Source organism: Streptomyces sp. DSM 116795, assembly GCF_055792905.1.
This window is the reverse complement of record NZ_CM147707.1, coordinates 4,891,546-4,902,907: the sequence shown is the minus strand read 5'-3', so window position 1 is coordinate 4,902,907 and position 11,362 is coordinate 4,891,546. Positions and strand designations below refer to the sequence as shown.

The following is an 11,362-nucleotide window of genomic DNA, read 5'->3' as shown; positions in this document are numbered from 1 at the left end:
TCCGGAACGCGGGCCCGTAATCCCCAGCTCACACGGGCAAGCGACGAATTGCCACTCTCGGTGACTCTTGTGCCGATCAACGAACCCGTGCGGACTTTCGTGCTACGGAGCACGCCGGTCCCCTGCGGTTACGCGGATACCGCCGCCGCGGCGGCCGGCCATGGCTAGCCGCCGGGCCCGGCCACAGCGCTGTCCGGCGGGCCGGCTTCCGGCCCGTCCGCGGGCCCCGTCGCCTGCCTCTCCCCGAACCCCTCGGACGCCGCCCGCCGCACGTCGGACGGCTCCTCCGCCGGACCGTCGAGCGGCCGTCCCAGGATGCCCGGGCGACGCTGCCACGGACGCGGGCCGCCGGGCGGCCGGAAGGCCACACCCATCGCCTCCAGACGTGCGTAGTGCGCGTCCGTCATGCGGCGTTCGAAGTCCGCGAAGTCCCTCCGCACGGGGGCGGGCAGCGGCGACCAGACGGCCTCGGCGAAGGCGGCGAGACGCGGGAAGGTCTGGTAGTCGACGCGCTGCTGGTTCTCGGTGCACTCGGTCCACATGTTGGCCTGGGCGCCCAGTACATGCCGCTCCTGCGGCGTTCCCGCCAACTCCCCCGGAACGGGCTCGAAACGGTGGACGTCACGCAGGGTGCGTACGTATCCGAGCGGCACCGGTTCCATCGCCCCGCCGTCCTGCCGGTGGTCCAGATACACCTGCTGCTCCGGGCACATCACCACGTCGTGTCCGGCGCGTGCGGCGGCGACGCCTCCGGGCCGGCCGCGCCAGGAGGACACCGCCGCGCCCGCGGTGAGGCTCGGGCCCCCCTCCAGGATCTCGTCCCAGCCGATGAGGCGTCGGCCGCGAGCCGCGAGCCAGCGGTCGAAGTGCTGGGCGAACCACGCCTGCAGCCCCGACTCGTCGGTCAGGCCCAGTTCACGCATGCGCGCCTGCGCCGACGCCGAGGCGCGCCACTGGTCCTTGGGGCACTCGTCGCCGCCGAGGTGGATGAAGCGGGAGGGGAAGATCTCCAGGAGCTCCTCCAGTACGCCCTCGTAGAAGCGCAGCACGTGCTCGCACGGCGCCAGGACGTTGGGGCTTACGCCCCAGTCGGTCCACACCTCCAGCGCGGCGGTGTCGACGGCGTCGGTGTTGCCGAGTTCCGGGTACGCGGCGATCGCGGCCTGCGAATGGCCGGGGACGTCGATCTCGGGGACGACGGTGATGTGCCGGTCGGCGGCGTACGCGACGATCTCCCGCAGGTCGTCCTGGCTGTACCAGCCGCCGTGCGCCCGCTCGTCCCACAGCGGCGCCGTCCCCGGCCGGCGGCCTCCGTGCCCGACGCGGGTGCGTGCGCGGGTGCCGCCCACCTCGGTCAGCCGGGGCCGGTGTCGGATCTCGACGCGCCAGCCCTGGTCGTCGGTGAGGTGCAGATGGAGGACGTTGAGCTTGTGCGCGGCGAGCAGGTCGAGGGTGCGCAGCACGCCGTCCTTGGGGGTGAAGTGCCGTGCGACGTCGAGCAGATGGCCGCGCCAGGCGAAGCGCGGACCGTCCTCGATGTGTACGGCGGGGACACGCCTGCTCCCGCCGTCCCGTGCCGTGTCCGCCCGCCGGAAGGCGGTGGGCCCGAGCAGCTGCCGCAGCGTCTGCGCGCCCCAGAAGACCCCGGCGGGTGCACCTCCGGTGATACGCAGGGTCCCGGCGGACGCCCGCAGTACGTAGCCCTCCGGGCCGAGCCGGGCGGCGACGTCCGCGTCCGTTCGAAGCACGAGCGCACCGCCGTCGGCAGTGTCTTGAGCGCTTCCGCCCGGACCGCCCGGCGGCAGCGCCAGCCCCGTGGCGGGGCTGATCGTGCCGCGCAGCCAGCGTGCGGTGTCCTCCGTACCGGGGCCCGCGACGAGCACGCTGGCCGGGCCGAGGACGAAGTCCCGCCCGTCACCGCCCTGTTCGGGGGTCACGGAACGGGGCGCGGGGACGAGATTCCGGTACGGCACGCGCGACACCTCTCCTCGGGTCTCCTCGGGGTCAGTCCTTCACCGCGCCCCCGAGCCCGGAGACCAGACGCCGGTGCACGAGGACGAAGAAGACCAGAACGGGCAGTGTCATCACCGTCGAAGCGGCCATCACCCCGCCCCAGTCGGGGGTTTCGGTGTCGAAGAAGACCAACAGGGCCATGGGGAGTGTGGAGTTCTCGGTCGCGGAGATGATGAAGGACTTGGCGAAGAGGAAGTCGTTCCACGTCGAGATGAACGAGAAGACGCTCGTCGCCACAAGTCCCGGAAAGACCAAGGGGAAGAGGATCTGCCACAGGAACCGTGTGCGGCTCGCCCCGTCGATCACGGCCTGTTCCTCCAGCGCGTCCGGCACCGCCTTCACGAAACCGCGCAGCATCCACACGGCGAACGGAAGTGAGAAGGCGAGGTGCGGAAGCATCAGCGACAGAAGGGAGTTGAGCGCGCCGACGTCCCGCATGAGGAAGAACATGGGGATGGTCAGCGCCTCGACCGGCACCATCTGCGCCACGAGGAAGAGAATGAGCAGCGTCGTACGGAACCGGAAGCGGAAGCGCGTCACCGCCGTCGCCGCGAGAAACGCGATAAGGGCGGAGGCGACGACGACAGTCCCGGCCACGAGCAGGCTGTTGAGGAAGTAGCGCCCGAACTCCTGCTGCCCGAACACCCGCCGGAAGGCGTCCAAAGAGGGATTCAGCGTCCATGGCACGGGATGCGCCGAGCGCACCTCGCCGGCGGGTTTGAAGGCCGAAAGCACCATCCAGTAAAGGGGAAAGGCCACGACGAGTGCGACGGCGACCGCGGCCGACTCGGCCGCCAGCCGCCACGGCCTGATCCTGGACACCGTCCTGGACATCGTCTTGGACACAGCTCCGCACAGCCCCGTCCCGACTGGCCCCGTCACAGCTCCTCGCCCTTCCGCCGCAGCAGCCGCAGATACACCAGGGTGACCCCGAGAAGCAGCAGCAGCATGACGACGCCGATGGCCGAACCGAGGCTGTACTGCGAGGAGGCGAACGCCTTCTGATATGCGTACACGTTCAGCACGAGGTTCTGTCCCGCGATCCCGCCGCCGCCCGTCATCACATAGATCTGCGTGAAGACCTTGAAGTCCCAGATCACCGACTGGATCGTCACGACGAGCAGAATCGGCCGCAGCATCGGTGCCGTCACGCTGCGCCAGGTCCGCCACTGCGAAGCGCCGTCGAGCGACGCCGCCTCCAGCACCTCGGCCGGCACGGCCCTGATTCCCGCGTAGACGGTCACCATCACCAGTGGGAACGAGCACCACACCACTTCGAGGAAGACCAGCGCGAAGGCGCTCATCCGTCCGTACGTCCACGAGAAGTCGCCCAGTCCCAGCACCCTGTTGACGGGCCCGAAGTCGGCGTCGAAGAGGAACACCCAGACCGTGGAGCCGGTGATGGCCGGGGTCGCCCATGCGCCCAGCGCGGACAGCATCACCAGCAGCCGCGGCAGCGCCCGTACGCGCGTGAGGAGCACGGCGAGCGCGCAGCCGGCCGTGAGGGTGCCGAAGACGCACGCGGCGGCGAAGAGCACGGTCGCCAGCAGTACGTGCCAGAACTGGCTGTCGGCGAAGAGTTCGGCGTAGTTGTCCAGGCCCTGGAAGGACGTCGGCTCGCCGCCGCTGACCTGGGCCTGGGTGTATTCGAGTAGGGAGATCAGGCCCAACTGGTAGACGGGATAGGCCAGCAGCCCGGCGAGCACCACGAGCGCGGGCGCCAGATACAGCCACGGCGTCCAGCGTCCTTGCCGTACGGGCCGGTCCGGCGCCCCGCGGCTTCCCGGCGGGCGGCACGCGGGAGCGGCCGAGGCGTCCGGCGTGCCCGGCGCTGCCGTCCGCGGCGCCGGCGCGACGGCGCTCACTCGGCGAACGCCTCGTCCATCTTCCCCGCGGCCTCCCCCGCCGCCTCGTCCACGCCGCTCTTCTTCCCCGCGATCTGCTGGAACATCGACGGCAGCACGAGCCCGGCGTCTATCTCCGCCCACGCGGGCGACGCCGGCACGAACTCCGTGCCCGCGTCGAGGGTTTCGACGAACGGCTCGACGAACGGCTCCTTCTTCGCCGCCTCTTCGCGTGTGTCGGTGAAGGTCGGCAGAAAGCCCATGGCGTCGAAGAGCTCCCGCTGGGTCTCCTTTCCGGCCAGCTCCCGCAGCAGCGCGACGGCGAGCGTGCGGTGCGAACTGCTCTTCAGCACACCGATGTTGTTGCCCCCCGCGAAGGCGGGCGCGATGCTGCCGCGTTCGGTCCCGGGAAGCGGCACCACGTCGTAGTCGCCCTTGACCTTTCCGTCCTCCATCGCCTGACGGTTGAAGTCACCGGCGACGACCATTCCGGCCTTGCCCGCCGCGAAGGCCTCGACGTTCTCGTTGCCGCCCATCTCCGCGCACTTCACGGCAGGACAGTTGTCGTCGCCGAACAGATCGGTGTAGGCGGAGATTCCGCGCTTCGCCCGTGAACTGTCGACGGCCGCGGTGAAGGTGCCGCCCTGCTTCCTCCGGGCCAGTTCGCCGCCGTGCGCCCAGATGAACGGCATGGCCCCGTACGTGTACGCGCCTCCGACGGCGAGCCCGTACATGCCGGGCCGCTCAGCGCGTATCTTCCGCGCGGACGAGGCGACTTCACCGAGGGTGCGCGGCACTTCGATGCCGAGCTCGCGGAAGACGTCGGTGCGGTAGTACAGCGCCCGCACGCCGACGAAGAACGGCGCCCCGTAGACCTTGCCGCCGACGGTCACCGACTTCTTCGCCGTGGGGTCCACGTCCCGCGCCTGCGACCAGTCGGCGAACTCCCCGCTCACATCGGCCAGTCCGCCGTTCTCGACGTAGCCGGCCGTGTCGGTGTTGCCGTACTCGATCACATCGGGCGCGGACGAGGGGTCGTTGAAGGCGCCCTTGATCTTCTCGGCGCGGCTGTCGACGGGGATGTACTGCACGTCGACGCTCACGCCCTCGTGCCGCTTCTCGAACTTCCGGATGACGCCGTCGACCACGCGTTCCTTCGGCTCGTTGCCGACCTCGCGGAAGAGCCACACCCGCAGGGTGCCGCTCTTCTCGTCCTTCTGCGGCCCGCCGCCGGACGTGGAGGGCGCGCAGCCCGCCAGCAGCGTTCCTGTCAGTGCGAGTGCGAGCGCAAGACCTGTCGGCAGCGCAGCAGTTCGTCCGGTCGACTTCACGGCGATCCCCCAACCCTCATAGGGCGTTGCAGAGTTCGCAACGCGAGTTCCGCGTCGCACAACCGCACAGGAGATTACGAGCCCCTACCCGCCCGGGCAATAGGTCTCGACCAATCCGTTGCCGCGGCCGCGGCAGGACGTACGGTCGCGGCCGCGGCAGGAAGCACGTCGGGAAGCGCGCGAAGCGACGTCCGCCCCTCAACAGACCAGCGCGCCCCGTCCGTCCCGGAGAGGGACGGACGGGGCGCGCTGTGAGCCTTGCACGGAGAGCTGCGGGCGAGCCGCCTGCTGGGACGGCCGGGACGACGGCGTGGCCAAGCGAGGCCGGGGAGGCCGGAAGCGGGCCGACGGTGCGACCGCCGCTCAGGCGGGGTGCGGCCGCCGGCCGCCCGGGCTGCTACTTGCCGCCGCCCTTGCCGTCCTTGCCGCCGCCCTTGTCGCCGCCGGGCGAGCTCATCGTCTCGTAGATCTCCTTGCACATGGGACAGACCGGGTACTTCTTCGGGTCACGCCCGGGCACCCAGACCTTCCCGCAGAGCGCGACGACGGGTGTACCGTCCATGGCGCTCGCCATGATCTTGTCCTTCTGGACGTAATGGGCGAACCGTTCGTGATCGCCGTCTCCGTGCGAAGTCTGCGGTGTCGGCTCGACGAGGGTGCCGGTGCCCGTACCGCGCTCAGGCTCAAGAGTGCTCATGCGGACCAAGCCTAATTCAGGGAGGCATCGTCCGGGTATGTGGCCACCATCGCCAGCTCACTGCGCTGCCGCCGCAGCACGGACCGCCACAGACGCTCCGGCGACGGCGACGAGACGTCGCCCGGTTCGGACTCCACGACATACCACGCGCCCTCGGACAGCTCCTTCTCCAGTTGCCCCGGCCCCCAGCCCGCGTACCCGGCGAAGATGCGCAGCGAGCCCAGCTCGGCGGCGAGCAGCTCCGGCGGCGCCTCCAGGTCGACCAGGCCGATCGCGCCGTGCACGCGGCGCCAGCCCAGCGGCCCGTCGCGCACCTCCTCGTCGCTCCCGGCCGCGGCTCCGCCGTCGCCCCCGTCCGGCCCTGCCGTCCCTGCCGTCCCCCGCTCTCCCGGATCCGCCGGTTCCGCCGGCTCTCCCGGCTGCGCCGGCTCCTCCGCGGCGTCCCTGCTGCCCTGCGAGGCGGGCACCACGGCCACACCCAGCGCGGCGTCCAGCGAGACGGGCCCTCCCTGGAAGACGACCCCGGGCTCACCGGCGAGCGCCGCCCAGGGCTCCAGGATGTCGACGACGTCTACGGGCGTGGGGCGGTTGAGCACCACGCCGAGCGACCCCTCCACGTCGTGGTCGAGCAGCAGGACCACGGCCCGGTCGAAGTTCGGGTCGGCCAGCACCGGAGTGGCGACGAGCAGCCGCCCGGTGAGCGAGGACACCTCGGTCATGCGGCAATGATCCCGCACGTGAGCCTTCCGTGGGAGCCAACGGCCGGATCGGGCACCCCGGATCCGGCGTACGCCCTGCTCACGGCATGTGCACCGGATCTACGCAGATCCCGCGCACAGCATCCCTGACACCCCCGCACAATCCACCCCGGACGCGCAACTCCGATCACGTCACGGACACTTCACCCTCACACAACGTGACCGTTCCCCGACCGAGCTGCCCCGACCGCCTCTCTTACGCGGGGGTGCGCCGGGACCATTACGATTGTTCTTCGTCTCGCCCCAGAACTTCTCCAGGGGCCGGCGAGGCCTGACCGGCCTCAAATCATCTGCCCCGAACCGTCTTCAGGAACGCGGAGATCCATGACCGACGACATCCTGCTCGTACACGGCGGCACCCCGCTCGATGGCGAGATCCGTGTCCGTGGCGCGAAGAACCTCGTTCCGAAGGCGATGGTCGCCGCGCTGCTGGGAAGCGAGCCCAGCCGGCTCCGCAACGTCCCCGACATCCGCGACGTCCGGGTCGTACGCGGTCTTCTGCAGCTGCACGGCACGACCGTGACCACCGGAGACGAGACGGACGAGCTGGTGCTCGACCCGTCCCACGTCGAGAGCGCCAACGTCGCCGACATCGACGCGCACGCCGGCTCCTCCCGCATCCCGATCCTCTTCTGCGGCCCGCTGCTGCACCGCCTGGGGCACGCCTTCATCCCGGGCCTGGGCGGCTGCGACATCGGCGGCCGCCCCGTCGACTTCCACTTCGACGTGCTGCGCCAGTTCGGCGCGACGATCGAGAAGCGCGCCGACGGCCAGTACCTGGAGGCACCGCAGCGGCTGCGCGGCACCAAGATCCGCCTGCCCTACCCGTCCGTCGGCTCCACCGAGCAGGTGCTGCTCACCGCGGTCCTCGCGGAGGGTTCCACCGAGCTGAGCAACGCCGCCGTCGAGCCCGAGATCGAGGACCTCATCTGCGTGCTGCAGAAGATGGGCGCGATCATCTCGATGGACACGGACCGCACGATCCGCATCACCGGGGTGGACAAGCTCGGCGGCTACACGCACCGCGCCCTCCCCGACCGCCTGGAGGCCGCCTCGTGGGCGAGCGCGGCCCTCGCGACGGAGGGCCAGGTCTTCGTACGCGGCGCCAGCCAGCGCGCGATGATGACCTTCCTCAACACCTTCCGCAAGGTCGGCGGCGCATTCGAGGTCCTCGACGAGGGCATCCGCTTCTGGCACCCGGGCGGTCCGCTGAAGTCGATCGCGCTGGAGACGGATGTGCACCCCGGCTTCCAGACCGACTGGCAGCAGCCGCTCGTCGTCGCCCTCACCCAGGCCACGGGCCTGTCGATCGTCCACGAGACGGTCTACGAGTCCCGCCTCGGCTTCACCTCCGCGCTGAACCAGATGGGCGCCCACATCCAGCTCTACCGCGAGTGCCTCGGCGGTTCGGCCTGCCGCTTCGGGCAGCGCAACTTCCTGCACTCCGCGGTGGTTTCGGGCCCGACGAAACTGCAGGGCTCGGATCTGATCATTCCCGATCTGCGCGGCGGCTTCTCGTATCTGATCGCGGCGCTCGCCGCCCAGGGCACCTCCCGCGTCCACGGCATCGATCTGATCAACCGCGGCTACGAGAACTTCATGAACAAGCTCGGGGAACTCGGCGCCAAGGCGGAACGCCCGTAGCGGGCGGGTTCTGAACGCGGCGGCCCCACCCGTAAGGACGTAAGTCCAAGGCGTCCAAGGCGTCAAGGGAGCTCCCCCGGCAGATCCGGTGCACCGCCGGACGGAGTCCGGAGTGACTTTCACAACACGCACTGCCGCGGCGGCTCGGAACGCACAACGAGGGCGGTCACCCGGTCCGGGTGACCGCCCTCGTCGCGTGCGTGGCCGGGAGCGGCAGGCAGCCGCTCCCGGCCCGCGGGGCCCTTACTTGCCCTTGGCGGATTCCTTGAGCTTCGAGCCGGCCGACACCTTCACGCTGTACCCGGCCGGAATCTCGATCGGGTCGCCGGTCTGCGGATTCCGCGCGGTGCGGGCCGCACGGTGGGTGCGCTCGAAGGTGAGGAAACCGGGGATGGTGACCTTCTCGTCGCCCTTGGAGACGACCTCGCCGACGGTCTCGGCGAGGGCGGCCAGAACGGCGTCGGCGTCCTTACGGGTCACCTCGGCGCGCTCGGAGAGAGCGGCCACCAGCTCACTGCGGTTCATAACTCGTTACTCCCGTGTTCTTCTTGCCGATGAGGCGTGAGATCGAAGCCGATGCTGCCAGGGCCCTCGGACAGTCCCCTGACCAGGGTCTGCTTTTGAGACCCTCCCGCCCCGTGGGGAATCCCCAGGACGAAGTCCCCTGGGGACGAATCCTGCCCCTACGTACGGCGGGAAAGCCAATCCGGATCGTCCTGACAGCTGCGGAGTCACACGAGCGGCGGCGATGGCCGCGCCGTGCTGACGCCCCACAGGCTTGTGTCTGCCGCAACCCTAGAGGGGGCGTCGTGACCCTGCACCTCGCGACGCGCCGTACCACCATGCGGTGGACGGCCGGGATCCCGGGCCGCTCCCGGCGTGAGCTCACCGGGGCGTGAGTACCCCTGGGCGCCCGCGCAAACCGCTTCGTGCCGCAGGTGTGCGCGCTCCGGCCGCCGTGCCCGAACCCGCCGTGCCCGTGCCCGGCGTGCTCAGACCGCGGGCCCGTCCGCCGTGGTGGCGGCGGCCGTCGTCGGTGCCGGCGCGACGGCGGTCTCTCCGGCGGCGCGTGCCGCGTCCCGTACGGCGCCTGCTACGGCGCCGGAGACCTTCTCGTTGAAGACGCTGGGAATGATGTAGTTCGGGTTGAGCTCGTCCTCGAGCACCACGTCGGCGAGCGCACGCGCGGCGGCCAGCATCATCTCGTCGTTGACGGACCGCGACTGCGCGTCCAGCAGGCCGCGGAAGACGCCGGGGAAGACCAGCACGTTGTTGATCTGGTTCGGGAAGTCGGAACGGCCCGTGGCGACGACGGCGGCCGTCTCGCGCGCCACCGCCGGGTCGACCTCCGGGTCGGGATTGGCGAGCGCGAACACGATGGCGCCTTCCGCCATGCGTGCCACGTCCCTGCCGCCGAGCACGTTCGGAGCGGAGACGCCGATGAAGACGTCGGTGCCGACGACGGCGTCCTTCAACGTCCCGGTCATCCGCTCGGAGTTGGTGTTCTCCGCGATCCAGCGCAGCGGCGAACCCTCGGCCTCGCCGACGAGGTCCTCGCGCCCGTCGTGCACCACACCGTGGATGTCGGCGACGACTGCGTGTTTGACGCCCGCCTCCAGCAGCAGCTTCAGGATCGCCGTCCCGGCGGCTCCCGCACCGGACATCACCACGCGGATGTCCTCGATGCGCTTGTCCACGACGCGCAGCGCGTTGTAGAGCGCGGCGAGGACGACGATGGCCGTGCCGTGCTGGTCGTCGTGGAACACGGGGATGTCGACGAGCTCGCGCAGCCGCGCCTCGATCTCGAAGCAGCGCGGGGCGGAGATGTCCTCCAGATTGATCCCGGCGAAGCCCGGCGCCAGCGCCCGTACGATCTCCACGATCGTGTCCGTGTCCTGGGTGTCCAGGCAGATCGGCCAGGCGTCGATCCCCGCGAAGCGCTTGAAGAGGGCCGCCTTGCCCTCCATGACGGGCAGCGCGGCCTGCGGGCCGATGTTGCCCAGGCCCAGCACCGCGGAGCCGTCGGTGACCACGGCGACGCTGTTCCGCTTGATCGTCAGCCGCCGCGCGTCCTCGGGGTGTTCGGCGATCTGCGTGCACACGCGGGCGACGCCCGGCGTGTAGACCATGGAGAGATCGTCGCGATTGCGAATGGGATGCTTCGACGACATCTCGATCTTGCCGCCGAGGTGCATCAGGAACGTACGGTCCGAGACCTTGCCGAGCACGACGCCCTCGATGTCGCGCAGCTCCGCCACGATCTCGTCGGCGTGCGCGGTGGACGAGGCGGCGATCGTGACGTCGATACGGAGCCGCTCGTGCCCCGAGGCGGTGACATCGAGGCCGGTGACCGAACCGCCCGACGACTCCACGACCGTGGTGATCTGGCTGACCGCGGTCCCTCCGGCGGGGACCTCCAAACGGACCGTCATCGAGTAGGAGACGCTGGGCGCGCTCATTGCCGACTTCCCTCTGCTTTCCCTTGACGCGTTGTGCCGCACCTGTCCGGGGCGCCGAAGTATCGACGCCGGGGGGTGGGGCGCGTCAACAGATCGTCGCACCTACCCTCCGGTACGGGGTAACCCGCGGACCGGACCGGGCCTAGGCGCGGAAAGAGCCTTCCACAGTACGAGATGGCGGTGATCGGGGGTCCTCCGGCCCCCGTTTTCGACCCCGGCGCGAAAGTCTGTGTCTACGCCCCAAATCACTTCAAAGCGCCCCATCTCAGCCTAGGATCGGCCCGCAAACCCCATATGCATACAGGGAGACCAGGAATGGCTCAGGGCACCGTCAAGTGGTTCAACGCCGAGAAGGGCTACGGCTTCATCGCCCAGGAGGACGGCGGACCGGACGTATTCGTCCACTACAGCTCGATCCACGGAGAGGGCTACCGCAGTCTGCAGGACACCCAGCGCGTGGAATTCGAGATCGCGGAGGGCCGCAAAGGCCCGCAGGCGGAAGGGGTCCGCATCATCGGCTGAAGGCCGACGGCACGAACCCCTGAAGAGAGCTTCACCGAAGCGGAAGCTCGAGAAGTCTTTGGTGACACCGACCCGCCAGCTCGCCTCGCGGCAA

General features: G+C 70.1%; 10 protein-coding genes. 2 read left to right on the top strand and 8 right to left on the bottom strand.

Annotated features, from left to right (window positions below; all coding sequences use genetic code 11):
• Positions 1-164 precede the first annotated feature (164 nt).
• The 6 genes from ACSMXX_RS21090 to ACSMXX_RS21065 form a co-directional block, all read right to left on the bottom strand.
• Positions 165-1,973, bottom strand: a complete 1,809-nt coding sequence (locus ACSMXX_RS21090) for a beta-N-acetylhexosaminidase (protein ID WP_473180263.1) — start codon at positions 1,971-1,973, stop codon at positions 165-167.
• Between the two features lie 31 nt (positions 1,974-2,004).
• Positions 2,005-2,847, bottom strand: a complete 843-nt coding sequence (locus ACSMXX_RS21085) for a carbohydrate ABC transporter permease (RefSeq protein WP_473184887.1) — start codon at positions 2,845-2,847, stop codon at positions 2,005-2,007.
• 44 nt (positions 2,848-2,891) lie between these two features.
• The gene (locus ACSMXX_RS21080; protein ID WP_473180262.1) at positions 2,892-3,878 is read right to left on the bottom strand and encodes a carbohydrate ABC transporter permease; all 987 of its coding nucleotides are present in this window, start codon (positions 3,876-3,878) and stop codon (positions 2,892-2,894) included.
• Positions 3,875-5,188 carry an extracellular solute-binding protein gene (locus tag ACSMXX_RS21075; protein WP_473180261.1) on the bottom strand — a complete coding sequence of 438 codons (1,314 nt, stop codon included), beginning with the start codon at positions 5,186-5,188 and terminating at the stop codon, positions 3,875-3,877. Before ACSMXX_RS21075 ends, ACSMXX_RS21080 begins: the two co-directional genes overlap by 4 nt.
• Positions 5,189-5,585: 397 nt before the next feature.
• Positions 5,586-5,885: a DUF3039 domain-containing protein gene (locus ACSMXX_RS21070; protein WP_473180260.1), complete on the bottom strand. Its 300-nt coding sequence runs from the start codon at positions 5,883-5,885 to the stop codon at positions 5,586-5,588.
• A gap of 11 nt (positions 5,886-5,896) precedes the next feature.
• Entirely contained in the window at positions 5,897-6,604 is a 708-nt protein-coding gene (locus ACSMXX_RS21065) for a YqgE/AlgH family protein (RefSeq protein ID WP_473180259.1), read from the bottom strand.
• A 363-nt stretch (positions 6,605-6,967) separates the two neighbouring features.
• Here ACSMXX_RS21065 and murA point away from each other — a divergent pair, with 363 nt between their 5' ends.
• Positions 6,968-8,287 (top strand): UDP-N-acetylglucosamine 1-carboxyvinyltransferase, encoded by a 1,320-nt coding sequence (gene murA / locus ACSMXX_RS21060; protein ID WP_473180258.1) that lies wholly within the window; start codon positions 6,968-6,970, stop codon positions 8,285-8,287.
• A gap of 243 nt (positions 8,288-8,530) precedes the next feature.
• On the opposite strand, the gene ACSMXX_RS21055 is transcribed toward murA, so the two are convergent.
• A complete protein-coding gene (locus ACSMXX_RS21055) occupies positions 8,531-8,812 on the bottom strand; it encodes an HU family DNA-binding protein (RefSeq protein WP_028433116.1) in 282 nt (93 codons plus the stop codon).
• Positions 8,813-9,279: 467 nt separating this feature from the next.
• Positions 9,280-10,746 (bottom strand): NAD-dependent malic enzyme, encoded by a 1,467-nt coding sequence (locus ACSMXX_RS21050; protein WP_473180257.1) that lies wholly within the window; start codon positions 10,744-10,746, stop codon positions 9,280-9,282.
• 315 nt (positions 10,747-11,061) lie between these two features.
• On the opposite strand from ACSMXX_RS21050, the gene ACSMXX_RS21045 reads away from it, so the two are divergent.
• Complete coding sequence (locus tag ACSMXX_RS21045; RefSeq protein WP_028433118.1) at positions 11,062-11,268, top strand: cold-shock protein; 207 nt, start codon at positions 11,062-11,064, stop codon at positions 11,266-11,268.
• Positions 11,269-11,362 lie beyond the last annotated feature (94 nt).

Bases quoted from the DNA above. Each gene is read 5' to 3' on its own strand.
- ACSMXX_RS21085 (WP_473184887.1), bottom strand. From the start codon at position 2,847: ATGTCCAGGACGGTGTCCAGGATCAGGCCGTGGCGGCTGGCGGCCGAG.
- ACSMXX_RS21070 (WP_473180260.1), bottom strand. From the start codon at position 5,885: ATGAGCACTCTTGAGCCTGAGCGCGGTACGGGCACCGGCACCCTCGTC.
- ACSMXX_RS21065 (WP_473180259.1), bottom strand. From the start codon at position 6,604: ATGACCGAGGTGTCCTCGCTCACCGGGCGGCTGCTCGTCGCCACTCCG.
- murA (WP_473180258.1), top strand. From the start codon at position 6,968: ATGACCGACGACATCCTGCTCGTACACGGCGGCACCCCGCTCGATGGC.
- ACSMXX_RS21055 (WP_028433116.1), bottom strand. From the start codon at position 8,812: ATGAACCGCAGTGAGCTGGTGGCCGCTCTCTCCGAGCGCGCCGAGGTG.
- ACSMXX_RS21050 (WP_473180257.1), bottom strand. From the start codon at position 10,746: ATGAGCGCGCCCAGCGTCTCCTACTCGATGACGGTCCGTTTGGAGGTC.
- ACSMXX_RS21045 (WP_028433118.1), top strand. From the start codon at position 11,062: ATGGCTCAGGGCACCGTCAAGTGGTTCAACGCCGAGAAGGGCTACGGC.